Origin of the sequence: Streptomyces vinaceus, assembly GCF_008704935.1 — a bacterium.
Taxonomy (GTDB): Bacteria; Actinomycetota; Actinomycetes; order Streptomycetales; family Streptomycetaceae; genus Streptomyces; species Streptomyces vinaceus.
On sequence record NZ_CP023692.1, the window covers coordinates 1,072,020 to 1,096,717 of the forward strand.

The following is a 24,698-nucleotide window of genomic DNA, read 5'->3' on the forward strand; positions in this document are numbered from 1 at the left end:
CCAGGAGGGAGGAGTTGCCCAGGCCGGCCAAGGGCACCGCACATGTTTTCGACATATGCGCCGGGGAGATAACCATCCCGATACTGCGCGCACGCCAGCTGGGGGTGTCATGAGGTACGACCTGTCCGGTCGCTTGGTGGTGGGGATCGCCTCCAGTGCCCTGTTCGACCTCACCGACTGCGACGCGGTGTTCCGGGAGCGGGGAGAGGACGCCTACCGGGCCCACCAAGAGGCCCACGTGGACGACGTGCTGGCCAAGGGGGTCGCCTTCCCTTTCGTCCGGCGCCTGTTGTCGTTGAACGACCTCGCGGAGCCGCCCGAATCGCTGGTCGAGGTCATCATCCTGTCGCGAAACGACCCGGACACCGGCCTACGGGTCATGCGTTCGATCCAAGCGCACGGACTGCCCATCAGCCGAGCCGTCTTCCGGCAGGGGCGTTCGTCGCACAGGCTCATGCCGGCGCTTCACATGTCGCTGTTCCTGTCGGCCCACGGGGCCGACGTTCGCGAGGCGGTGGCGGAGGGGATGCCTGCGGGTCACGTGCTGGAGACGGCGCGGGTCGATGACGAGGCCGATCCTGAACTGCGCATCTCCTTCGACTTCGACGGCGTACTGGCTGATGACTCCGCCGAGCGGGTCTTCCAGAGCGCCGGCATCGAAGAATTCCGTGCGCACGAGGTCCGCAATGCGACCACACCGCACGATCCAGGGCCGCTCAGCGAGTTCCTCGCCGGCATCAACCGCATCCAGCGCCGCGAGGAGGACGAGCGCCGCAAGAATCCGGGGTACCAGCCGCGCCTGCGCGTATCCCTGGTCACCGCTCGGGACGCCCCCGCGCATGAGCGCGCCCTGCTGAGCCTCAAGCGGTGGGGGCTACGGGTCAATGACGCCTGCTTCCTGGGCGGCGTCGACAAGGCCCCCGTGATCACTGCCCTGGACCCGCACATCTTCTTCGACGACCAGGTCTCCCACCTGCACGGCACCGCACCCGCCACACCCAGCGTCCACATACCGTTCGGCATCGTCAACGCCCCCTCATGAGCACGCTCCGCGGTCGTCGTCGGCGTCCGGTGGGCCTCGTACGACGGACCAGTGCGGGCCACCGGGATCGGGCGAGCGCTGGATGATCGACCGGTGATGCCGCGCAGGCGGCCGCTGTTAGGTTCGGCTCCGTGCTCTGGGCTCCTCCCTTCGCGCCGGTCGATCACCACTCCCGCCACGGGCCCGCTACGGCGCGCCGCGGTCGGTTCGGGTGGTGGCCCGGGCGCGGGCGGGCCCGGCAGCAAGGGGCGCGAGTACGGCTGACAGCAAGGACACACGATGGCGACGTTGGACCGGATGGACGTGGGGCTGCGCGCCCTGCACCTGCTGGAAGGCCAGCGCATGGCGCAGCGCCTTTTCGCGCACGTGATCGCCACGCAGGTGATCAAGCCCGGGCGCAGCGAGGAAGAGGTCGACAACCGGATCGCCCTGATCGCCCGGGAGGTGTTCGGCGTACGAGCGGGCCGGGTCGGCCGCCGGTTCGTGCGGTCGGGGTCCACGGGGACGCACCCGCGGGGAGCCGGAGGTGCCGGCATGCGGGTGCGGGCGTGCGGCCGTTACGACCAGAGCCGGAAGCGTTCCCAGCCGGCCCGGGTGCGTTCGTAGCGCAGCCGGGTGTGGATGCTGCTCTTGGCCGCCTGCCAGAACTCCACCTCGGCGGGGGCCAGGGTGTAGAGCGTCCAGGCCGAATCGACGAGCGAGGGCTCCTGCTCGATCAGGGCCAGGGCCTTCTCCAGGGCCCGGTCGCGATCAACGGTGTCGGTCAGGTGCTGGCTTTGGCGACCCAGCAGCGTCTCCGCGCGGGCGGTGGGTGAGCGGTCCAGGAAGTCGGCGGTGTTCTCCTCGGCCGCGCCCGGCGTCACGCTGCCCCGGATCCTGATCTGCCGGCCGTGTTCGGGCCAGTAGAAGGTGAGGGCGGCCCTCGGGTGGTGGGCGAGCTGGCCGCCCTTGGGGCTGAAGGCGTGCCCGGCGAACCGCCAGCCCGAGGCATCGACACCCTTGAGGATCAGCACCCGGGCGTCCGGATCACCGGCCGGGTCGACCGTGGACAGAGTCATCGCGTGCGGATCGCGCACACCGTCGGCTACGGCTTCCACGAGCCAGGAGAGGAAGAGCCGCACCGGATCGGCCGGGGCCTGCTCCGGATCGAAGTCCGGCAGCGGGCCGGCGAACACCTCCAGACCGCGCAGCCACTGACGCGTGCCACCCGCCTGCTCCGAACCCGCGGTCATCATCAGCTCCTCGGCTTACGGCAACCCCACACGAGCATCTTGCATCCGCGAGGCCATGTTCGTAAATCAGCTGGCAAATGCTTGTCACATCGACCAGAGGGGCCACAGATGCGGTTCTGTGTGATGCGCCCTGCCGAGCGGGCCCGGGCGGAGTCGGCACAGCCTGGCCCGCACGCGAAAAGCCCGGCCGGCACACGCGTGCCGACCGGGCTTTCTCACGACAGCGGCACCACGGGTGGGGCCGCTGCCGTCACAGGGGGGTGAAGGATCAGGCGGGGGTGATGTTCTCCGCCTGGGGGCCCTTCTGGCCCTGGGTGACGTCGAAGTTGACCTTCTGGCCTTCCTGCAGCTCACGGAAGCCCTGGGCGGCGATGTTCGAGTAGTGGGCGAAGACGTCCGGGCCGCCGCCGTCCTGCTCGATGAAGCCGAAGCCCTTTTCCGAGTTGAACCACTTCACGGTTCCGCTGGCCATGTGTCCTCCAAGGGACTCTGGACCGGTCCCGCACCTTGCGGGAGCCGGAGGTGATCGCCCTGGTCCTCAGAGACTGCGAACAGCAAAATCGCCCGTGAACGTGCACTCACGGGCAACCGGTACTTCGGAACCATGACAGCTGGTGCTGACGCTACACGGACAGCCCCGCTCGCACCACGAGAACACCCACCCGGCATGCTGCGAACGTCAGACCGGTCCCGGCCGAGCAGACCCACCGTCAGCACGCCGGCCCGCCCGCGCACCCGGTGCGCCAGGTGTCAGACCACCACGAGCCGTAGGGTTCTCCTCCCCGATTGAAGATCATGTTGTAGGTCTACCTCCTGTCCCTCCTCAGCGACGAGCGTGGGGTCAGGGGCGAGCGTGAGGCTGACGGCGGGACCGCGGGGGGCGTGCGCGGGGGCGGTTGCGCCGCTTGGGGGTGGGACCTGGCCCAGTAGGTCGCGGTGACGGTGGAGGAAGGTGCGGTCGACGCCGGCGCGGCGGGCGATCGCGGCGACGCGGCGAAGGCGATGTGGACTATCCCGCCTGGCAGTTGGGCCGCGGCCACCCGGCCGCCGTGACGGAAGAGACGTACACGCTCTTGCCGTCCGGGTCGACGGCTACCTGCGCGGTACGCGGCAGCCGCTTCTCCTCGACGGTGGTGGCCAGGGTGGTGCCGTCCAGGCGGAGCAGCAGTTCTCCGGCGGTGGCGTAGTCGGCGCTGGAGTCGGGGTGAACGGCGAAGGAGCGGTAGGCCAGCCGGGGAAGGTGGCGAGGAGTTCTCCGGTTACGGCGTCGAAGCGCCTGACGGTGTCGCGCTCGCGGACGTAGAGGGCCGTCGACGGACGGGACGATCTCCTCGATGTGGTGCAGGGGCGCCTGCATGAGGACGGGGTCCTTCCCCGCCTCGGCGGCCACGATCATCTGAGAAGTCGCCGTGTTCAGGCGCCTCTTGTCCGGAATGCTGTGCAGCGGCGTTCAGGGTGGCCCTCGTTGTGGGCCAGGGAGGGCGGGGTCACCGATCCCGGCGATAGGTGGCCGCGACTTGGCCGGTGTCCGGGTCGACCACGCTGATCCGGTTCGCGCCTGGCTCGCCGCTCCGGTGCGCGACGTACACGAGGCCCCATGGCCGCCCCCTTGACAGGGTGGCTGCGGTTCATCTTGGCGGTCGCCGGTGGCGCCCACCAGCGGGTGGCTGCGGAATCGGCCGGATACGGCCCTCGCCTTGGCGCGTCCCTGCCGTCTTGGCTCCCGCGCCGGGGGGGGCGGCGGTGTGACCGGGGTGGGGTGGGGCGGGACCGCAGCGGTCGGGCCGCCTTCGGGGAGAGGACCTGGCATGTCCTACTTCTTCTACGCCGCCCACCGGGGGTCGGGGCCGTTGGGCAACGGGGGTCCGCGATCGACCCGGCGACGGGGAGGTCAGCCGCCGACGCCATCCGCACCTGGGACTGTGACCACCGTGGCCGGCAGGCCGACTTCGAGCTCCAGCCCTTGAAAACCCCTGCCCCCGAGGTGTCCCGCCAGTTCAGCATCGACGCCCCGCTGAACCGGATCGTCATCAGTTGGAACTGACCATGCGCGCCAGACCGTGTAGTGCCCGCCGGCCCGCCGCAGCAAGACGTGAACGCCCCGCGAGCAGAGGCTGGCCTGAACCCGGAACACACCCCCACGCACCCCCGCACCCACTCGCGCGCCGGCGCACCCGACCGCAGCGCTCCGCGGCCCGCCGATTCGAAACGTACATCCGGGTTCGCGACCCCAGGTGACGAGTCGCGTGAAGGCGACTAGCATGGCCAGAAGACGGTCGCAACTGCGAAATCCGTTCTCTGGCCTCCCCTGACGCAAACAGGCTTGGGAATTGTCCAGAGGGTCCGTGGCCCACGAGGTCACGTTGACGACGGATTCGCACACAACACATTCACCTGGCGACCGAAAGCCTCCGCACACGATATGCGAGAGGAGGCCAAGCGAACTCGTGCCTCAATGAATGGAACAACTTTGAGAAGGGTTCTTTAATCATGCAGGCAATTAGAGTGAAGCGGCTCTTCGCCGTATCCGCCGTCGGTGTCCTGATGGCCGGTGGCGCCGCGCTCGGCGCCGCGGGCACTGCCTCTGCGGCTGTGCCGACGCACCCCGCCACCTCCGTCACCTCCGTCATCCACGGCGGCGGTTGGGACGACGACGACGGCGGCTACGGACACAACCACGGCGGGTACGACAACGACGACGACTGGGGCGGAGGATACGACGACGGCTGCTGACGCGCCGAAATCTCCACTGTGTGGTCCGCCGATCCGGCGGTCCGCACAGCGCCGCGTCCAAACGGCTCCCGTCTATTCGTAGACCCGGGTGACCGTCACCGAGACGGAGTACGAGCAGCGATTCGGGTGCCCGGTGAGCATCCCTTACGGCGCGTCGCATCTCGGCGGTAGGCCCGCCAAGCCGGTCCGCCGTTCCGGCGGTTCAGCTACAGCCTGCCGAGCGCGCTTCGGCCGACTCTCGGTTTACGCTCGACTTTATGCCAGCCGACGTCGGCGCTGCCGGGCGTACCCCTTACGCCGAGCGCCATATCGTCTGGGATCGGGGTTCATTTGCACGCCACCCCAGCTGCGTGCCCAGCATCCGGACTGGGTATTCCGCCCCAGAGGCACCCCCTCCGGGCTCGACGACATCGGCCACCTTGGTTTCCGGTACGGGCCGGCCGACGACCAGCCACCGATGGTCAGCGGCATGGACATCGCTCGCAGGCGCCCCCACGCCCCTCGGTCAGCAGGGCCGGGAGTAGTCGGGATCGGCGTAGAGGAAGACGCCGGCGGACGCTCAGGGAGGACTCCGGCATCCTCACCGGAGACGAGGCGCAGCACCGCTGCGAGCGGGCCTGTCGGCTCTCACTCAGCGGGTGGAACGGGAACGGGGCTGACCGGTCTCAGAGCGGAACTTCTCGTGGAACGTCTCGCGGTAGACGCTGGGTGCCACTCCGACATGGGCCTTGAACAGCGTCCGGAAGTTGGCCGGGGTACCCAGGCCGCAGTGCCGCGCCACGGCTTCCACCGTCAGGTCGCCTGCCTCCAGGAGTTCCCTCGACCGGGCCAGTCTGGCGTCGAGAAGCCATCGCATGGGCGGCCGGCCGGTCTCGGCGTGGAAGCGGCGGATGAGGGTCCGACGGGACGTGCCGGCCCGGTGGGCCAGCTGGTCGACGGTGAGCGGCTGGTGCAGGTTGCACAAGGCCCACTCGTACACCCGTGTCAGTCCGTCGGAGCGGTCCGGGCGCACCGGCAGGTCGATGTACTGGGCCTGGCCGCCGGTGCGGTGCGGGGCGGCGACCAGCAGTCGCGCCTGCTGGTTGGCCATGCGGGCGCCGTGGTCCCGGCGGATCAGGTGCAGGCACAGGTCCAGACCCGCGGCGACCCCGGCCGAGGTCAGGACCTGCCCCTCGTCGACGTACAGCACTTCCGGCCGCACCGACACCCGGGGGAACCGCTCGGCCAGAGCCGCCGCGTACTGCCAGTGCGTGGTGGCCCGGTGCCCGTCGAGCACCCCGGCGGCGGCGAGGGCGAACGCGCCGGTACAGATGGACACCATGCGGGCCCCGCGGGCAGCCGCCCTCGCCAGCGCCGCCGTGACCGCGTCCGACGGGTTCTCCGGTTCCACGTACCCCGGGACGATGACGGTGTCCGCGGACGCCAGGCAGTCCAGCCCGTGCACGACGGACAGCGCCGGGCCGCCGTGCATCGGCACGGTTCCGGGCCGCTCCGCGCACACGGTGAGCCGGTACGGCCCGTCACGCCAGCTGCCGAAGACCTGCAGGGGGATCCCGATGTCCAGGGCGAGGACGTTCTCCAGCGCCACCACGACCACATGGTGCGCGGCACCGGCCCCCTGACCGGCCCCCTGATCTTCCTGCATGGCACGATCCTATCGCCGCATGGCACCCGTGCCACTCACGCCCGCGCCCAGCCCGCGCCTACGGTCGTGCCATGAAGGATTCCCTCCCCGTGCCGGCGCTGCCGGACACCCCGGTGGCCCGCAGCGCCGTCGCGTACGTCCGGTCCTGCGAGAGCGAGCCCGTCGCCAACCACAGCATCCGCAGCTACGTGTTCGCCGCTCTGCTGGCCGAACACGAAGGGCTGGAGCCCGGCGCCGACTTCGACCCCGACCTCCTCTTCCACGCCTGCGTGCTGCACGACCTCGGCACCTCGCCCGCGGCCCCCGGCGCAGAGCGCTTCGAGGTCGAAGGCGCGGACATGGCCGCCCGGTTCCTCACCGAGCACGGCTACGGCGCACAGCTGGTAGACCCGGTCTGGGAGGCGATCGCGTTGCACGCCACGCCCGGCATCGCCGAACGCCGCGGGGCGCTGGCGTACCTCACCCGCCGCGGCATCGGGGCGGACTTCGGAATAGGGGCCGACTTCGTTACGGACGCTCAGGGCGCGGCCGTCCACGGCAGCCACCCGAGGCTGAACATGGTCACCGCGCTGGTGGACGACATCGTCCGGCACGCCACCCGCTCCCCTCAGGCGGGCGCCCGCTACACCCTCGGGGGCGAGGTTCTCCGCGAGCGCGCCGAACCCGGGGCCACGACCTTCCTCGAACGCGCGGCACCGACCTCCCGCTGGGGGAGGTGAACGGCGCTCCTTGACCGTGCGGCGACGTCACGGTCTGCACGGGGCGGCATCGGGCCGGGAGCGGTCACCTCGCCCGCCCGGCGCCCCCGCAGAGGACGCCCGCACGACCATCCCGGCGGAAGGAACATCGCCAACGTGCCGGGAACGATGAGTTCCGGACCGGGCCTGCGCGCCTCCTTGCCGGCCCTGTGCACGCCGGATGGCTGGGCCAGCAGGCCCAGGGGCTCGTCGCCGGCGCCGTCAGCCGCCCCGGTGGGCGGGTCCTGATCCGTCACCTTCCGCCGCCGCGGCCGCCCGTACCCGTTGCTCCTCGCGAGCGGAGCCGACGTCCCGTTCCAGGGGTGTACGGCTCACGGCCGTCGCGAGGTCCTCCAAGGCCCGCTTCTGCATTTCCGCCCCGCGCCGCGCCACCGGGCTCCCGTCCCCGGCGGCGCCCTTCCACGCCTGGAGCGCCTCCGCCACGCGCGCCCAGTCCGGATTCCTGTGCTCGCGCACGTCGAGCGCCGCCTGCGCGGTGTCCGCCTCCAGGGCCTCGGCGAACCGCTCCGCCTCGGGGACGGGACGATGGTCGGACCGCGGGACGTGGCTCTCCATGAGCATCGCCGCCCGGTCGAACCCCTTGAGCGCCTCCTGCGCCTCCTGCGCCTCACGTGCCGTCAGGCCCCTGGGGCGGACCGGTTCCTGCCTCGCCCGGTCGTACGTCTCCTGCCAGGCGGCGCGTGCCTGCCTGCTCGCCAGCAGTGCCCTGCGCAGGTCGGCGCGGTGTTCCCGGGTCGGTTCGGCGTAGCTGCGGAGCACCGCGGCCGCGTAACGGCCGTCGGCGGCGAGCCAGTCCGCAAGCCGGCCCGGCAGCCGGGGTGTCTCCCATGCGGGGAACACCAGGTACGCCAGCATGGCCAGGGCCCCGCCGAGCAGGGTGAGCACCACCCTCTCCGGGACCGTCTGCTCCCATGCCTGGCCGCCCATGCCGAGCAGGAAGACGACGTACGCGGCGGTGAAGCACTGGGAGTAGGCGTAGCCGGTGCGGTTCAGCGTGAACGACAGGCCCGCCGAGACCACCGCCAGCAGGCCGAACACGTGGGCGGCCGGGCCCAGGGCCCGCACCATCGCGGTGGCGAGCGCGACCCCTGCCAGGGTCCCGGCGAGGCGGGCCACCGCCCGCGCGTACGTCCGGTGGAAGTCCGGCCGCATCACCATCACCGAGGTGATGGGCGCCCAGTAGCCGTGGCCCACCGGTAGCCGGGCGGCGATCAGGTAGCCCAGGGTGGCGACCGCCGCCAGGCGGACGGCGTGCCGGAACACGGGCGAGTCCCCGTGGAGCTCACGGCGGACCGCCCGGACTACGACCGGGACCAGCCGGAACATGGTCGGGCGCACCAGGAACTGGGGGTCCGCGGGGCCGGGCGGCGTAGGCGTCCTCCCGCGCCCGCGGCCGCTCCCGGCGATCTCCAGGGCCTCGCCGAGCAGTTCCACGAGCCGCTCGGCGGCCTGCCGCGCGGGGCCTTCCAGTACCTCGTGCTCCTCGTCGACGCGCAGGGCGTCCGTGCTTGCGGGCGACACCTCGGCGGGAGTGCCCCGGCGGATCGCGCGGGCGGCCGCGTCCAGGACGTCGGCGGCCGCGTCGAGCAACTGCCGCGCGCGGTCCCGCCCGGGTCCCTCCGCGGGGGCGCCGAAGTCCGGGTCGGCGAGTGCGGCGACGACCGGCCGAATGCGCTCGGCGAGTCCCCGGGGGCCGTGCAGGACGGGGGGACGGGTGCGGGCCTGCGAGGGCGTCACGGCGGCCGCGTCCCGGGCCGTCATCAACGGTTCCGGGTCGAACGGGGCGGTCGGGTCGTGCCGCAGCCGGCGGGCGTAGTCCGCCACGGCGGCCAGGGCGTCGGCGAGCGCGTCGCGATGCGCCCCCCAACGGCGGATCGGGAACAGCAGGATCAGCAGGGCCTGCGCCACTCCCCCGAGCGCGATGATCCCGGCGTGCTCCAGGGCCCGCCCGACGCTCGTGGGCAGGGTGACGGTCACCAGCATGCTGCCGACCGTCGTCGCTGCGACGATCCCGGCGGTCGATCCGACGGCCCACGCCATCCCTGCGGCAAAAGCCCACACGGCCAGCAGTGGGAGGAACGTCGCGAGTCGCCCCGCGGCCAGATAGCCCAGGAAGGTGCTGAGTGCCAGACCTACGCCCGCGCCGAGCGCGATCACTTTGCGGGGACGCCAGGTGCGCTGGAACGTGGCTGCGCCCGCGGAGTAGGCGCCGAGGGCGGCGGACGCGGCGTACGCCGGGGAGGCCAGCCACAGCGCCGGCCCGATGACGATCGCCACCCCCACCGCGGTGCGCAGCGCGAGCAGGGGCTCCAGCCGCGTCTCCTCGATCGTGAGTCCGGATCGCACGACCTCCCGGAGGGCCCGCAGCCACGTCACTCGGGCCACCAGCTAGTCACCGTGGTCACCTTCGAGCATGTGGCGACGTTCCTTCTCGCGCGTGGAGTAGGCGGCTGCGCGGATCGCCTCGTCGCTCTCCAAGCCTGACCCCAGCGCGCCGGCCACCGTGGCGACCGAAGCGACGAACCAGGACAACGTCACGTACTCCGTGGCGTGCAGCGGGGTTCCCGTCATGGAAGCGAACACTCGGCCGTTGAGGATGAACAGCGCCCACACCAAGTTGACGACCATCAAACCCACGTAGCAGACGAGCACCCCGAGACCGACGGTGAGGACCGTCGAGGTGTTGTAGAGCCGCGCCCTCTGCCTCGCCTCCGGAGAGCCCTCTGTCGATCGGTGCCAGAGCTCCCCGTCCACGATCAGCCAGCCGATCATGAGTCCGACGGACCCGACCATGGCGATCACGAGGCGTGGCGCGCTCAGGGCCCCGGAGAGGCTCCAGGTCGTGGAGTCCAGGGTGGCGACGGCCCCCGTGGCGAGTGCGGCCGCCAGGGCTTTCGACAGGCCCGATACCAACCGCCAGGGCCGGTTGGCGCGGACCATACCGAGGAGCACCCGCAGGTCGCCGCGCGGCCCGCTGACGACGTATCGAAGATCTGCGGTCTCCTCCTCTCCCACCGGGCCCGGATGGACAGGCGCGAGTCGACCGGCAAAAGGGCCCGGAAGCGGCTGACTCCGCGCAGGCCCCTCGGCCTCAGTGGCCTGCGGACCCGCCAAGCCGAGCACGGCCTCTTCCACGGCCCGCCGGGCCCTCGTCTGCAGCCGCAAGCCCCCCAGGGAAGGAAGGGACAGCAGCGCCAAGCCGTGTTCGTGACTCAGATCCACCACGATCTTGCGCCCGTGTGAGTGCAGCGGAAGGTCGGTGAGGGCCACGACGATGTCCCAGTCCTCCGCACTTCCGCGGTCCATGATCCGGCGCATCAAGGTGGGCGGGTCCTCGGTCCCCGAGGTGAAGGGCTCACTGACCACCGTGACGTCGAACCGTCGCCCCCGGCCCGCCTTTTCGGCGAGCCGCTCAGGAAGGATCCGGGCCATGCGCTGCGCGATGTCCGTGGGCGCATCCGGATCCGCGAGGAGAGCCACGACCGTAACGCCCTGCGACGACACCCGCACGACCGGACCATCCTCCTCGGCTGCCCTCCGCGAGGGCAAGGGTTCACAGGATGCCCCGGGGTCGGGGCGAAGCCGTGGTGACACGCTGTTCTTGCGGTTCGAGCCACCTGCGGGTCCGTCAGGCGGGTTCAGCGCGAGGACACGGACCCGCCCGCCACCGGCCCGCGTCCTTCGGAGTCGGCGGTGACCAGGTTTCCCCGCCGTTCCCGGTGCTCGTGTACGAGACGGATCGCCATGGCGCCTTCACCGGTCGCCGAGGCCACCCGTTTCACCGAGCCGCTTCTGACGTCGCCGGCGGCGAAGACCCCGGGAAGGGTGGTCTCCAGCAGCATCGGTTCGCGGCCCAGCGAGTCCCACCGGTTCGCGTCGGCCACCGCCCGGGCGTCGGCGCCGGTGAGGACGAAGCCCTTCTCGTCCAGGGCCAGCACGCCCTGGAGCCATTCCGTGCGCGGCCGGGCCCCGATGAACACGAACAGCGCCGCGGCCCGCAGCTCACGGCGCTCATTGCGTGCGTTGTCCTGCACCACCAGCGACTCCAGCTGCTCCTCCCCGGTGACGCCCCGGACTTCGGTGTGGAGCGACACCTCGATCTTGGGGTGCTGTTCCACCTGGTCCACCAGATAGCGCGACATGTCCGCGTTGAGGTCACCGCCCCGGACGAGGAGGTGGACCCTGGACGCATGCTGGGCGAGGAACAGCGCGGCTTGCCCGGCGGAGTTCCCGCCTCCGACCACGGCGACCGGGTCCGCGCGGCAGAGGCCGGCCTCGTGGACCGTCGCCGCGTAGTAGACGCCGATGCCTTCCAGGCGGTCGATGCCGGGCACTTCGAGCCTGCGGTACCGCACGCCCGAGGCGAGCACCACGGCGCCGGCCCGGGCCCGGGACCCGTCCGTGAACGTGACGACGTACTCGTCGTCCTGCGGGATGAGCGCGCTGACCTCCGCCGGCACCATGAGGCGGGCGCCGAACTTGTGGGCCTGGAGCACCGCGCGTTCGATGAGTTCGCCCCCGGAGATGCCGGACGGGAAGCCGAGGTAGTTCTCGATGCGGGACGAGGTCGCGGCCTGGCCTCCGGTGGCCACGGCGTCGACGGTGACCGTGGTGAGGCCGTCGGAGGCACCGTACACGGAGGCGGCGAGTCCTGCCGGCCCCGCTCCGACCACCATGACGTCGCACCGTCCGTTCTCGGGCGAGGGGGCGGGCAGCCCGATGAGGCGGGCGAGTTCGGCGTTGCTCGGATTGCGCAGGAGCCGCTCGCCCTGCCACAGGACGACCGGAGTCTCCTCGGGGCGGATGGCGAACCGGCGCAGCAGCGCCTCGGCCTCCTTGTCCCTCTCCAGATCCACCCAGCGGTGGGGCAGCCGGTTGCGGGCAGCGAACTCGCGCAGCCGCAGCGTGTCCCGTGAATAGCACGACCCAAGGATCCGGAAACCGGCGCCGAGACCGATGAGCAGGTACCTGCGGCCCAGGTAGGCGCGGAGGATCAGGTCGCCGAGGACGGGGTCGCTGCCGACCAGGGCGCGTTGCCGCTCCACCGGTACGGCCAGGATCTCGCCGGCCTCGCGCACCACGGCGGTGTCGAACGCCGCATGGCCCTCCAGCAGTCCGAGTTCGCCCAGGAACCTGCCGGGTCCGTGGACCGCCACCGTCCGCTCGTCGGGACCGCCCTGGTCGTGGAGGATCTCGACGGTCCCGCTGAGGATCGCGAGGAACTCCCGGAACGGCTCGCCCTCGCGGTACAGCACCTCGCCCTCGGTGGTCCTACGGCGCTCACCGTGCGCGGCCAGGTCATCCAGCTGCTCCGGCGTGAGGCGCGGGAACGCCCCGTACCGGTCAGGTGTCTCGCGGACCGCGCCCTTCTCGTTCTCGGCCGTGTTCATCAGACCGGGACCTCGTGTACGTGGCACCAGCGCCGGTCGGGAATCGTGGCCATGAGGGTTTTCCTTCCGTGCGTGGGCCTGATCGGCCGCGGGCCGGCGATGGTCTTCCTCGTCACTGTCGTGTTCACCCTCCAGCAGTCGTCTGCCGGCCCGCCATCGCCTGCTCGACCCACGAGCGCAGGACGTGCGCGGGTGCCGCGCCGGCCTGCCGGGCTACCGTCTCGCCCTGGTCCAGGACGAGCAGCGTCGGCACCGCCTGCACCTCGAACCGCCGACTGAGCCGTGGGTTCCGGTCGATGTCGACCTTGACGAGCTTGATCCGTCCTGCGAGGTCCCGGGCGACCTGTTCGAGGGCTGGGCTGACCATGCGGCAGGGGCCGCACCAGGTGGCCCAGAGGTCGACGACGACGGGCACCGTGGCGTGGTCGGCGACCTCGGCGAAGTCGTCGTCGCCCGCGTCGACGACCCAGGGCAGGGGCTGCTTGCAGTGGCCGCATCGGGGCCGTCCCTCGGCGGCCACGGGAATCCGGTTGCCGCGCCCGCAGTTCGGGCAGGTGACCGTCGTCGTCCGGGTGGTGTTCACGCCGCCCTCGCCTCCCGGTCGCCCTCCTGCTGGTCGTAGGTGACCACCAGCTCTCCGTGCTCGGCGTCGACGCGCACCGTAGCTCCGTCCTGGACGTCGCCGCGCAGCAGGGCGCGCCCGACCAGCGTCTCGACCTCGTGGGAGATGTAGCGCCGCAGCGGCCGGGCCCCGTACACCGGGTCGTAGCCCTGGTGGGCGATCACCTCCCGCGCGGTGTCGGTGAGTTCGACGGTGATGCGGCGTTCGGCGAGCCGTCGCCGCAGCTCGTCGAACTGCAGCTCCACGATCCGCTCGATCTGCCGCTCACCGAGCGGCTTGAACAGCACGATGTCGTCGACGCGGTTGAGGAACTCCGGGCGGAAGTGCCCGCGCAGCTCGCCCATCACCAGGGCGCGGGCGTCGGGTTTGATCTCACCCTCGGCGGTGGCGCCGTCGAGGAGGTGCTCGGAGCCGATGTTGGACGTCATGATGATCACGGTGTTGCGGAAGTCGACGGTGCGGCCCTGGGCGTCGGTGATGCGGCCGTCATCGAGGATCTGCAGCAGCGTGTTGAAGACATCGGTGTGCGCCTTCTCGATCTCGTCGAACAGGACGACCGAGTACGGCTTGCGGCGTACGGCCTCGGTGAGCTGACCGCCCTCCTCGTAGCCGACGTACCCGGGCGGTGCGCCCATGAGCCGGCTGACGGTGTGCCGCTCCTGGTACTCGCTCATGTCGAGGCGGACCATGTTCTCCTCGGAGTCGAACAGGGTCCGGGCGAGGGTCTTGGCCAACTCGGTCTTCCCGACGCCGGTGGGGCCGAGGAAGATGAACGAGCCGATGGGGCGGCGAGGGTCGCGGATGCCGGAGCGGGCACGGATGATGGCGTCGGTGACGAGCTTGACCGCCTCGTCCTGGCCGATGACGCGCTCGCGAAGGATCTCGTCGAGGCGCAGCAGCTTCTCGCGTTCGCCCTCCTGGAGGCGGGCGACGGGGACACCGGTCCAGGCGGCGACGATCTCGGCGATCTCCTCCTCGGTGACGACCTCGCGCAGCAGCCGGTTCTGACCTTGTTTGGCGGCCAGTTGCTCCTCCTCCGCGGCGAGCCGGCGCTCCAGGTCCTGGACGCGGCCGTAGCGCAGTTCGGCGGCGCGGTTGAGGTCGTAGGCGCGTTCGGCCTCCTCTGCCTCGTGGCGGACCTGTTCCAGTTCCTGGCGCAGTTCCTGCACGCGGCGGATCGCCTGCCGTTCGGCCTCCCACTGGGCGCGTTTGGCGTCGGCTTCACCGCGCAGGTCGCCCAGTTCCCTGCGCAGCTCCTCCAGGCGCGTCTTGCTGGCGGGGTCGGTCTCCTTGGACAGGGCGGCGTCCTCGATCTCCAGCCGCGTGACCCGGCGGGTGATCTCGTCGAGTTCGGCGGGCATCGAGTCGATCTCGGTACGCAGCCTGGCGCACGCCTCGTCGACGAGGTCGATGGCCTTGTCGGGCAGGAACCGGTCGGTGATGTAACGGTGGCTGAGGGTGGCCGCGGAGACCAGCGCGGTGTCCTGGATCTTCACGCCGTGGAAGACCTCCAGGCGTTCGCGCAGTCCGCGCAGGATGGAGATGGTGTCCTCCACGCTGGGCTCCTCGACCAGGACCTGCTGGAAGCGGCGTTCGAGGGCGGCGTCCTTCTCGATGTGCTGGCGGTACTCGTCGAGGGTGGTGGCGCCGATCATGTGGAGTTCGCCGCGGGCCAGCATCGGCTTGAGCATGTTGCCGGCGTCCATGGCTCCTTCGGCGGCTCCTGCGCCGACGACGGTGTGGAGTTCGTCGACGAAGAGCAGGATGCGCCCTTGGGCGGCCTTCACCTCGGACAGTACGGCCTTCAGGCGTTCCTCGAACTCGCCGCGGTACTTGGCACCGGCGACCAGGGAGCCCATGTCCAGGGCGAACACCGTCCTGTCGCGCAGGCCCTCGGGGACATCCCCGCGGACGATGCGCTGGGCCAGGCCCTCGACGATGGCGGTCTTGCCCACGCCGGGATCACCGATGAGGACGGGGTTGTTCTTGGTCTTGCGGCTGAGGATCTGGGTGACGCGGCGGATCTCCGCGTCACGGCCGATGACCGGGTCCAGCCGCCCGGACCGGGCCTCAAGGACCAGGTCGCGGCCGTACTTCTCCAGAGCCTCGTAGGCCACTTCGGGGTTGGCGGAGGTGACGCGCTGGTTGCCGCGGACCTCGGTGAGCGCGTTCAGGAACGAGTCCCGGGTGATGCCGGCCTGTTTGAGCAGTCGCCCGGCGGCGGTCGAAGAGCTCTCCTCGGCGAGGGCGAGCAGCAGGTGTTCCACGGATACGTACTCGTCCTTGAGGCGTTTGGCCTCCCGCTCGGCGGCGTCGAGCAGGTGGGCGAGGCGCTGGGTGACGAAGACCTGGCCGGGTGCCGCCCCGGGGCCGGTGACCTTCGGGCGACGGGAGAGTTCCTCGCGCACGGCCTCGCGCAGTCGCTGCGGCTCCTTGCCCGCCTGCTCCAGCAACCGCGGGATCAGACCGTCCTCCTGATCGAGAAGTGCGAGCAGCAGGTGTTCCCCGTCGACCTCGGTGTGCCCCATGCGGCCGGCCGCGGTCTGGGCCTCCTGAAGTGCTTCCTGGGACTTCTGGGTGAGACGGTTCATGTCCATGGGGGTGTTTCACTCCTCGTGCCGCGGCCGCGCAGGGCGGCTTCGAGCAGGCTGATGCGGTCGAGCAGGTCGAGCACCAGGCCGATGGATGCGTAGTTGAGGCAGAGTCCGGTGCGCAGCCGCTGGATGCGGGCGAGGACCGCCGGGGCCGTGGGGTCGAACACCAGGTGCCCCGCGGCGTCGCGTCCGGCGTCGATCAGGCCGAGCGCGACGAACCGTCGGATCAGGTCGGGGTGGAGGCCCGAGCGACGGGCCACGGCGTCGAGGGAGAGCCTGGGGGCGGGCACGAGCGCGTACCGGACGGCCGTCGAGGCGGTGAGATCGGCTCCCGTTCGTACCGGAGGGTTGCCCACGCCGGGCCGGCCGATGCCTGCCGCTCCTCCCGCGGGTGGTTCGTTCATCACGTCCTCCTGGGGTCGTACGAGGAGGCGGCGGCGAGCTCCTCGAACAGTTCGCGCTCCCGGTCGCCGAGGGTGGGTGGCACCACGATGCGGAGTTCGGCGTACAGGTCGCCGTTCGCGCCGCGCGGGTTCGGCATGCCCTCGCCGCGCAGCCGCAGCCGCCGGCCGCTGGACGAGCCGGCGGGCACCGTGACTTTGGCCGTGCCGCCGCCGGGGGTGGGCACCGGCACGGTTGCGCCCAGGGCCGCCTCCCAGGGGGCGACCGGGACCTGGACGTGCACGTCGCGGCCGTCCAGCCGGAACCTGGGGTGGGGTTGGATGCGCACGCGCAGGTACAGGTCGCCCGCGGCGGCGTCACCACTGCCCCGGCCGCCCTCGCCCGCCAGCCGGATGCGCTGCCCGTCGGTGACGCCCGGCGGCACGTCGACCTCGTACCGCCGCGGCTGCCCGGTGGGACCGGCGAGCGTGACGGTGCGACGGCCGCCTCGGTACGCCTCCTCGACGGTGAGCGGCAGTTCGGCCTCCTGGTCCGCTCCGGGGACGCTCCCTCGGGCGGCGCCGGCTCCGAACATGGAGCCGAACAGGTCCTCGATGTCGATGCCCTCCGCTCCGAAGTCGTCGCCGAAGCCGGTGTACCGGACACGAGGACCGCCGCCGCCCGCGGTCGTGCGACCGCGGAAGCCGCCGCCCGCTCCGGCCGCGACCCGTTCGCGCTCGTCGAAGTCTTCCGGGATCTTGCGGAAATCCTCGCCGAAGCGGTCGTAGCGGGCCCGGGTCTTGGGATCGGACAGGACGCTGTACGCCTCGTTGAGGTCCTTGAAACGCTCTTCCGCCCCAGGGTCCTTGTTGACGTCGGGGTGGTGCCTGCGGGCGAGTTTGCGGTACGCCTGCTGGATCTCGTCCTGGCTCGCGGACCGCGACACGCCGAGCACCTCGTAGTAGTCCCGCGCCATGACCGGTCACTCCCGCTTCGCGACGGTCACGGCGGCGGGCCTGAGCTGCCGCTCGCCGTCCCCGTAGCCGGGGCGCAGTACCTCGACGACCGTGCCCGGTGGGGCGTCGGGGTCCTGGACGACGCCGACCACCTCGTGCCGGGCCGGGTCGAAGGGGACCCCGGTCTCCGCGTGCCGCGGGTAGCCGAGCAGTTCGAGGACGTTCACCGCTTGGTCGCGTACGGCCCTCACGCCCTCCACGATCGCGCCCGGATCGGCGCCCGCGTGGGTCAGGGCGAGTTCGAGGTTGTCGATGACGGGCAGGAAGGCGGCCGCCGTGCGGGACCGCTCCACCGCCCGTTCGCGCTCCAGTTCCCTGGCGTGGCGCTTGCGAAGGTTGTCGAGGTCGGCGAGTGCGCGCCGCCAACGGTCCTCCAGCTCCCGGACCGCGGTCGTGTACTCGTCCTCGGCAGGCGCGGGGCCGGCGGCATCGGGTCCCGGTTCTCCGTTCGCCGCTCCGGACCGGGGCGGGCCCGGCTGGGGCAGATCCCCGCGAGGAGGGCCTCCGGCGCCTTCCGGGACCGGTTCGACCGGATCCGGCGCGGCCCGGTCGGGTTCCTGGGGGTAGGTGGGCATGACGCGCCTCAGCCCTTGTCGAACTCGGCGTCGATGACGTCATCGTCACCGCCGCTGCCATGGGCGGGACCGCCGGGGGCGGCGTCCTGGCCGGGACCTGCGCCCGTGGCGGCGGCGCCCTGATGGGCCGCCAGCCCGGCGAGCACCTGCTGCAGTTCGGAGGTCAGGGGCCGCACGCGCTCCACGCCCGCCTCTTCCTTGACCGCCGCCCGGGCGTCGGACACGAGCATCTCGCCGCGTGCCTTCTCGTGCGCCGGCGCCGCGTCGCCCAGTTCGGCGAGACGCTTCTCGACCTGGTACGCGACGGCGTCGAGTTCGTTGCGGGCGTCGACGGCCTCGCGCAGAGCCTTGTCCTGGCCCTGGTTGGTTTCGGCTTCCTGGACCATGCGTTCGACCTCGCCGCGGTCCAGGTTGGAGCTCTCGCTGATGGTGATGCCCTGTTCCTTGCCGGTGTCCCGGTCACGGGCCTTGACGTCGAGGATGCCGTTGGCGTCGATGTCGAAGGTGACCTCGATCTGTGCTTCGCCCCGCGGCGCCGGCCGGATGTCGGTGAGCTGGAAGCGGCCCAGCACCCGGTTGTCGGCGGCGCGCTCGCGTTCGCCCTGGAGGACCACCACGTCGACGGCCGGCTGGTTGTCCTCGGCGGTGGAGAAGGTCTCGCTGCGGCGCACCGGGATGGTGGTGTTCCGCTCGATGATCTTCGTCATCACTCCGCCGCGTGTCTCCACGCCCAGCGACAAGGGGGTGACGTCGAGCAGCAGGACGTCCTTGACCTCTCCCTTGAGCACCCCTGCCTGGATCGCGGCACCCAGGGCCACGACCTCATCGGGGTTGACGCTCATGTTGGGTTCCTTGCCGCCGGTCAGCCGGCGGACCAGAGTCTGGACGGCGGGGATGCGGGTGGATCCGCCGACGAGGATGACCTCGTCGATGTCGCTCTCGCCGACCTTGGCGTCGGCGATGGCCTGCTGGACCGGTCCCAGGCAGCGCTCCACCAGGTCGCCGGTGATCTGCTCGAACGTGGACCGCATGATCGAGTCGGTGAGGTGCTTGGGCCCGGAGGCGTCGGCGGTGATGAACGGCAGGCTGACCTGCGTCTGCGTCACCGAGCTCAGCTCGGTCTTGGCCTTCTCCGCCGCCTCGAACAAGCGTTGCAGCGCCTGCGCGTCCTGGCGCAGGTCGATGCCGTTCTCCTTCTGGAAGTCGTCCGCGAGGTGATCCACCAGACGCCTGTCGAAGTCGTCGCCGCCCAGGTGGCTGTCGCCGGCGGTGGAGCGCACCTCCACCACGCCGTCGCCGACGTCGAGGATGCTCACGTCGAAGGTGCCGCCGCCCAGGTCGAAGACGAGGACGGTCTCATGCTCCTTCTTGTCCACGCCGTACGCGAGGGCGGCCGCCGTCGGCTCGTTGATGATCCGCAGCACCTCCAGTCCCGCGATCCGTCCGGCGTCCTTGGTGGCGGTGCGCTGGGCGTCGTTGAAGTAGGCGGGCACCGTGATGACCGCCTCCGTGACCCGCTCCCCGAGCTGCTTGGAGGCGTCGTCCGTGAGTTTGCGCAGCACCTGCGCACTGATCTCCTCAGGGGCGTACAGCTTGTCGCGCACCTTGAAGCGGGCCGCCCCGCCGTCGCCCTCGACGACGTCGTACGCCACCGCCCTGGCCTCGTCGGAGATCTCGTCGAAATGCCGGCCGATGAACCGCTTGGCCGAGTAGATGGTGCCCTTGGGGTTGAGGATCGCCTGGCGCCTGGCCAGCTGGCCCACCAGACGTTCCCCGGTGTCGGTGAAGGCCACCACGGAGGGTGTCGTGCGGTTGCCCTCGCTGTTGGGCACGACGGACGGCTCTCCGCCCTCCCACACGGCGATCACCGAGTTGGTGGTGCCCAGGTCGATGCCCACTGCCTTGGCCATGAGGAACTCCTCCCGGTACGGCGCCAGCGCCGACTGTCCGGATCACGTTCGTTCGGGTACGGGTGGGACCCCTGTCGGTGGTCCCCAGCCCGCCGATCAGCCCTGCGGCGGGAAAACCCGTGGCCGGAGGGGTGGTCAACGGCGCGTGCGGCCTCCCGGTGCGCCTTGTACGAGGCAACCGGCCTGCGGAGCTGCTCGGTCACCGCCCGGCCCTACCTGCCGGCGCGTGCGCACGGACGGTCCGGCCCGTGCGCACGGACGGTTTCGAACACTTCCCAGGGTGGCGGGCCGAGTGGCTCCACGCTTGCGACTGGCGAGTCACAAAGGCACGGGGCCGGTCGCCCCACGAGTACGAGAGGCCGCTCGGCTGTACGCTCGAAGGGAACGGAGTGATCCCATGGCCGGCAGCCGGGCGCACAACTTGTACCGCCGCCGCTGCGACCGGGAGAACGGCCTTCCACGGGGCGGCGGCGCACGGCTCCCCCTGGCCGCGAGGAGAGGGCCTCTCCCACCCCGCGGCATGACGCGGCACCTCACGGTCGCACGCCGGGGGCCCCGCCCACCGGCCCCGCCCCGGGCCGACCGTGCCCCCCACGAACTGATGGTGTTCTCCGGCGCCCTGTTCGACACCCTGGACGAAGGCGAGATCCTGAGCCTGGCCATGGACCACATAGCCGTCGCGGGGCCGTACAGCGCCGAGGCCGGATACCTCACGGTGGACGGGGACCTGGTCCCCAGCCCGAGGAACGGGCCGGTCCATGCCGTGGCCGTGGACCGGAGGGTACGGGAGCTGGCCGGGGAGGACGGGCCTGTGCTCGTGCCCGGCCGGCCCTGGGGCCGGGCCCTGGGGCTGCGCGGGCTTGAGGGGCTCCACGGCTACCTCGTGGTGACGTCCCGCTCCCGGCCCACCGACGCCGAGCGCTCCCTGCTCGCCGCGCTCGTCCGGCACACCGCCGCCGCACTGTCGGTCGCCTTCGCGCACCGCCGCCAACGCGAGGACGCGCTGGAGCTGCACCGGCTGAGGGAGGAGCGGACGGCCCTCCAGGGGCGGCTGATCTCCGTCGTGGCCGAGCTGGGGTACCAGCGGGCGGTTCACACGCTCATGGCCGATGTCGCCGCCTCGGGCGGAGGCGAGGAAGCCATCACCGGCGCACTGCACGCTCTCACCGGACTCCCCGCGCTGGTCGAGGACCGCTTCGGTCGGCTGAGGTCCTGGACAGGTCCCGATCGCCCCGACCCCTATCCCCCACCGGACCCCGTGCGCCGGGACGAAATGCTGCACGCCGTCGCCCGTCGGGCCGGGCCGGTGCGTATGGAGGACCGGCTGGTCACCCTGGTCCGCCCGCAGGGCGAGATCCTGGGCGTGCTGGCCCTGGTCGATGCCCGGGGCGAGGCCGACGAGCACACCGTGCTCGCGCTGGAACACGCCGCCGCGTCGCTCGCCCTGGAGCTGGCGCACCTGCGCAATCTGGCCGAAGTGGAGCTGAGGCTGCACCGCGAGCTGGCCGACGACCTCCTGGCAGGTACGGACGGGGCGAGCGCCTACGCCCGGTCCGAGGCAGTCGGACACGACCTGCACCGCAGCCACTACGTCGTAGTGGTGCAGTGGTCGAACCGGACGGCGGACGATTCCTTCGCGCAGACCGTGGGCCGGGCGGCCTCAGCCGTGGGCATGCACTCTCTGCTGACCCGGCGGTCCGACCACGTGGTCCTGGTCGCCGACGACCGCCCGCACGCCCGCGCGCTGTACGAGGCGCTCTCCCGGGAGACCGGGACACGTTCGGGGACCATCGGCGTGAGCTCCCCCTGCGACACCCTGGACGACATCCCCCACCGCTACGAAGAGGCGCAGCGCGCCCTGGAAGTGCGCCGCAACTCCCGCGAGCACTACGGCACGACGTTCTACGACGAGCTGGGCCTCTACCGCATCCTGGGACCCGGCAACGATTACCGGGAACTGGAGGCGTTCGTCCACGAGTGGCTCGGGCAGCTGATCGACTACGACTCCCGGCACCACACGGCCATGGTGGAGACGCTGTGCCGGTACTTCGACTGCGGCGGCAACTACGACGAGACCGCCGAATCCCTCGCGATCCACCGCAGCACGCTGCGCTACCGGCTCCAGCGCATCCGCAACATCAGCGGCAACGACCTCGCGAACGTCGAGGACCGGCTCAACCTCCAGGTGGCGACCCGAGTGTGGAAGATCGTGCTGCGCGAACAGGCAGGAGACCCGCATCGTTGACGCGATACAGCAGATCCACTCCGGCCCCGAACCCGGCTGACCGGTGCGCAGCCCCTCGCGCCGTCGTCAGGAGCGCGCGAGCCGGGCCGCGAGGTAGGGCGCGGTGGCGCTGCGGCGGGCTCTCGCCACCTTGGCCGGCGGGCCCGCCGCGACCACCCGCCCGCCCGCGTCGCCGCCGCCCGGCCCCAGGTCGATGACCCAGTCGGCGGTGGCGATCGTGTCCAGGTCGTGCTCGACGAGGACGACCGTGTTGCCGGCGTCGACGAGCCGGTGCAGCTGTCGCAGCAGCAGCGCGACGTCCGAGGGGTGCAGCCCCGCCGTCGGTTCGTCGAGCAGGTAGAGCGCGTGGCCGCGGCGGGCCCGCTGCAGTTCGGTGGCCAGTTTGATGCGTTGCGCCTCACCACCGCTGAGCTCCGTCGCGGGCTGCCCCAGCCGCAGGTACCCCAGTCCCACCTCGCGCAACGTCTCCAGACTGCGGGAGGCGGCCGGGAGGGCGGACAGGAACGCGGCGGCGGCGTCGACGGACAACCCCAGCACTTCCGCGATGTTCTTGCCGCGGTAGGTGACTTCCAGCGTTTCGGCGTTGTACCGGGCACCGTGGCAGGTCGGGCAGGGTGCGTAGGTGCCGGGCAGGAAGAGCAGTTCCACCGCGACGAATCCCTCGCCCTGGCAGGTCTCGCACCGGCCTTCGGGCACGTTGAAGGAGAACCGTCCGGCCGAGTAGCCGCGCGCCCTGGCCTCGTCCGTCGCCGCGTACAACTTGCGCACCGCGTCGAACATCCCCGTGTACGTCGCCAGGTTGGAACGGGGGGTTCGGCCGATGGGCCGTTGGTCGACCCGGACCAGCCGGTCGAACGACTCGACCCCCGACGCGTCCTGGACGTCGACGACCAGCTGCGCCTCGTCGGGCTCCTCGGGTACGAGTCCGAGGTGGCCGCCGACGACCTCGGCGAGCACCTGCGTCACCAGTGTCGACTTCCCGGAACCGGACACGCCCGTCACCGCCGTCAGCACGCACAGCGGTACGTCGACGGACACGTCGTGCAGGTTGTGGCGGGAGACGCCGCTCAGGTGCAGCCAGCCTTGCGGTGTGCGCGGGCGGTGATCGAGCGGCTGGGCGCGCCCGAACAGGTACTGGCTCGTGGCCGACTCCGCCACCCGCTCCAGACCGGCGACCGGGCCGCTGTACAGCACCCGTCCGCCGCCCTCGCCCGCGCCGGGGCCGATGTCGACCACCCAGTCCGCCCGCCGTACGACGTCCATGTCGTGCTCCACGACGAACAGCGAGTTGCCCGCCGCCTTCAGGCGCTCCAGCACGTCCAGCAGCGGTTCCGCGTCAGCCGGGTGCAGGCCCGCGGAGGGTTCGTCGAGGACGTAGACGACGCCGAACAGCCCCGAGCGCAGCTGGGTGGCGATCCGCAGGCGCTGGGCCTCGCCGGGCGACAGGGTCGTCGAGCGGCGACCGAGGCCGAGATACCCGAGGCCCAGGTCGAGCAGTACGTCGACCCGCGCGACCAGATCGCCGCAGATGCGGACAGCGACCTCGGTCGTCTCCCCGGATCGGGCGGTCGACGTGGTGGCGTCGGCCTCGGACCGCCCCGCGACGGGCCGCAGCAGCCTCACGACCTCGGTGAGCGGCATCGCGTTGATCTCGGCGATGGAACGTCCGGCGAAGGTCACGGCGAGCGCCTCGGGCCGCAGTCCGCTGCCCTGACACTCGGGGCAGGGCACGCTCCTGACGAACCGGAGCGCCCGTTCGCGCATCTTCTCGCTCTTGGAGTCGGCGAGGACGTGCATGACGTGCTTGCGGGCGCTCCAGAACGTGCCCTGGTAGCCGTAGTCGACGCGGTCTTCCTCCGGCTCGATGTACACGGAGGGCTGCTCGTCGGTGTACAGCAGCCAGTCCCGGTCCTTCTTCTTGAGCCTGCGCCACGGCCGGTCGATGTCGATCCCCAGGCCGTTCACGACACTGCGCAGATTGGCGCCCTGCCAGGCGCCCGGCCAGGCGGCGATCGCCCCCTCGCGGATGCTCAGCGAGGGATCCGGGACGAGCAGGTCCTCGGCGACGTCGTGCACGACGCCCAGCCCGTGGCATTCGGGGCAGGCACCGGCCGTGGTGTTGGGTGAGAACGACTCGGCTTCCAGCCGTGCCGCCCCGGGGGGATAGGTGCCGGCCCGGGAGTACAGCATGCGCAGCAGATTGGACAGCGTGGTGAGGGTGCCGACCGTCGAGCGCGAGCTGGGCGACCCGCGCCGCTGCTGCAGGGCCACGGCCGGTGGCAGTCCGGTGATTTCCTGCACGTGCGGTGCACCGACCTGCTGCAACAGTCTTCGGGCGTACGGTGCCACGGACTCGAAATAGCGCCGCTGGGCCTCCGCGTAGAGCGTGCCGAACGCGAGCGAGGACTTGCCCGAACCGGAGATGCCGGTGAAGGCGACCATCGCGTCCCGCGGCACGTCGACGTCGATGTTCCGCAGGTTGTTCTCACTGGCGCCCCGGACATGCACGAACGGGTCGGTCGCGTCCTTGCTCACCGTTCCTGATTACCTGATCT

At 71.4% G+C, this 24,698-nt stretch carries 19 protein-coding genes; 5 read left to right on the forward strand and 14 right to left on the reverse strand.

What is annotated here, in order from left to right; all coding sequences use genetic code 11:
• The first annotated feature begins 109 nt into the window (after positions 1-109).
• A complete protein-coding gene (locus CP980_RS04825; RefSeq protein WP_150492728.1) occupies positions 110-1,042 on the forward strand; it encodes a 5'-nucleotidase in 933 nt (310 codons plus the stop codon).
• Positions 1,043-1,321: 279 nt separating this feature from the next.
• The gene (locus CP980_RS04830) at positions 1,322-1,648 is read left to right on the forward strand and encodes a hypothetical protein (RefSeq protein WP_132754308.1); all 327 of its coding nucleotides are present in this window, start codon (positions 1,322-1,324) and stop codon (positions 1,646-1,648) included.
• Here CP980_RS04830 and CP980_RS04835 read toward each other — a convergent pair.
• The 3 genes from CP980_RS04835 to CP980_RS04845 all read right to left on the reverse strand — a co-directional run bounded on the left by CP980_RS04835 (position 1,600) and on the right by CP980_RS04845 (position 3,670).
• A complete protein-coding gene (locus CP980_RS04835; RefSeq protein WP_189998380.1) occupies positions 1,600-2,274 on the reverse strand; it encodes a pyridoxine/pyridoxamine 5'-phosphate oxidase in 675 nt (224 codons plus the stop codon). The genes CP980_RS04830 and CP980_RS04835 overlap by 49 nt on opposite strands.
• A gap of 268 nt (positions 2,275-2,542) precedes the next feature.
• Positions 2,543-2,746, reverse strand: a complete 204-nt coding sequence (locus CP980_RS04840) for a cold-shock protein (protein ID WP_030861277.1) — start codon at positions 2,744-2,746, stop codon at positions 2,543-2,545.
• Positions 2,747-3,283: 537 nt separating this feature from the next.
• The gene (locus CP980_RS04845) at positions 3,284-3,670 is read right to left on the reverse strand and encodes a hypothetical protein (protein WP_150492729.1); all 387 of its coding nucleotides are present in this window, start codon (positions 3,668-3,670) and stop codon (positions 3,284-3,286) included.
• Positions 3,671-4,764: 1,094 nt separating this feature from the next.
• Between CP980_RS04845 and CP980_RS04850 the strand changes: the two genes are divergently transcribed.
• The gene (locus CP980_RS04850) at positions 4,765-5,007 is read left to right on the forward strand and encodes a hypothetical protein (RefSeq protein ID WP_132754312.1); all 243 of its coding nucleotides are present in this window, start codon (positions 4,765-4,767) and stop codon (positions 5,005-5,007) included.
• 631 nt (positions 5,008-5,638) lie between these two features.
• Here the strand turns inward: CP980_RS04850 and CP980_RS04855 are convergent.
• Positions 5,639-6,652: a GlxA family transcriptional regulator gene (locus CP980_RS04855; RefSeq protein ID WP_150492730.1), complete on the reverse strand. Its 1,014-nt coding sequence runs from the start codon at positions 6,650-6,652 to the stop codon at positions 5,639-5,641.
• A gap of 71 nt (positions 6,653-6,723) precedes the next feature.
• Between CP980_RS04855 and CP980_RS04860 the strand changes: the two genes are divergently transcribed.
• On the forward strand, positions 6,724-7,371 hold the full coding sequence (locus CP980_RS04860) for an HD domain-containing protein (RefSeq protein ID WP_132754316.1): 648 nt from the start codon (positions 6,724-6,726) through the stop codon (positions 7,369-7,371).
• A gap of 240 nt (positions 7,372-7,611) precedes the next feature.
• On the opposite strand, the gene CP980_RS04865 is transcribed toward CP980_RS04860, so the two are convergent.
• The 9 genes from CP980_RS04865 to dnaK all read right to left on the reverse strand — a co-directional run bounded on the left by CP980_RS04865 (position 7,612) and on the right by dnaK (position 19,898).
• On the reverse strand, positions 7,612-9,786 hold the full coding sequence (locus CP980_RS04865; RefSeq protein WP_150530127.1) for an FUSC family protein: 2,175 nt from the start codon (positions 9,784-9,786) through the stop codon (positions 7,612-7,614).
• Positions 9,787-9,798: 12 nt separating this feature from the next.
• Positions 9,799-10,920 (reverse strand): hypothetical protein, encoded by a 1,122-nt coding sequence (locus CP980_RS04870; protein ID WP_189998378.1) that lies wholly within the window; start codon positions 10,918-10,920, stop codon positions 9,799-9,801.
• A 128-nt stretch (positions 10,921-11,048) separates the two neighbouring features.
• On the reverse strand, positions 11,049-12,800 hold the full coding sequence (locus CP980_RS04875) for an FAD-dependent oxidoreductase (protein ID WP_150492732.1): 1,752 nt from the start codon (positions 12,798-12,800) through the stop codon (positions 11,049-11,051).
• Between the two features lie 124 nt (positions 12,801-12,924).
• Positions 12,925-13,383 carry a thioredoxin gene (trxA, locus tag CP980_RS04880; RefSeq protein WP_132754322.1) on the reverse strand — a complete coding sequence of 153 codons (459 nt, stop codon included), beginning with the start codon at positions 13,381-13,383 and terminating at the stop codon, positions 12,925-12,927.
• The gene (gene clpB, locus CP980_RS04885; protein WP_150492733.1) at positions 13,380-16,019 is read right to left on the reverse strand and encodes an ATP-dependent chaperone ClpB; all 2,640 of its coding nucleotides are present in this window, start codon (positions 16,017-16,019) and stop codon (positions 13,380-13,382) included. The genes trxA and clpB overlap by 4 nt, the downstream gene beginning before the upstream one ends.
• The gene (locus CP980_RS04890) at positions 16,010-16,420 is read right to left on the reverse strand and encodes a chaperone modulator CbpM (protein ID WP_132754326.1); all 411 of its coding nucleotides are present in this window, start codon (positions 16,418-16,420) and stop codon (positions 16,010-16,012) included. The genes clpB and CP980_RS04890 overlap by 10 nt, the downstream gene beginning before the upstream one ends.
• The gene (locus tag CP980_RS04895) at positions 16,420-17,373 is read right to left on the reverse strand and encodes a DnaJ C-terminal domain-containing protein (RefSeq protein ID WP_150492734.1); all 954 of its coding nucleotides are present in this window, start codon (positions 17,371-17,373) and stop codon (positions 16,420-16,422) included. The genes CP980_RS04890 and CP980_RS04895 overlap by 1 nt, the downstream gene beginning before the upstream one ends.
• Before the next feature lie 6 nt (positions 17,374-17,379).
• On the reverse strand, positions 17,380-17,988 hold the full coding sequence (locus CP980_RS04900; protein ID WP_150492735.1) for a nucleotide exchange factor GrpE: 609 nt from the start codon (positions 17,986-17,988) through the stop codon (positions 17,380-17,382).
• Between the two features lie 8 nt (positions 17,989-17,996).
• Complete coding sequence (gene dnaK / locus CP980_RS04905) at positions 17,997-19,898, reverse strand: molecular chaperone DnaK (RefSeq protein ID WP_132754332.1); 1,902 nt, start codon at positions 19,896-19,898, stop codon at positions 17,997-17,999.
• A 601-nt stretch (positions 19,899-20,499) separates the two neighbouring features.
• Here dnaK and CP980_RS04910 point away from each other — a divergent pair.
• Complete coding sequence (locus CP980_RS04910; protein ID WP_229906840.1) at positions 20,500-22,143, forward strand: PucR family transcriptional regulator; 1,644 nt, start codon at positions 20,500-20,502, stop codon at positions 22,141-22,143.
• Positions 22,144-22,209: 66 nt separating this feature from the next.
• Here the strand turns inward: CP980_RS04910 and uvrA are convergent, their stop codons facing one another.
• Positions 22,210-24,678 carry an excinuclease ABC subunit UvrA gene (uvrA, locus tag CP980_RS04915; protein ID WP_150492737.1) on the reverse strand — a complete coding sequence of 823 codons (2,469 nt, stop codon included), beginning with the start codon at positions 24,676-24,678 and terminating at the stop codon, positions 22,210-22,212.
• Between the last annotated feature and the right edge of the window lie 20 nt (positions 24,679-24,698).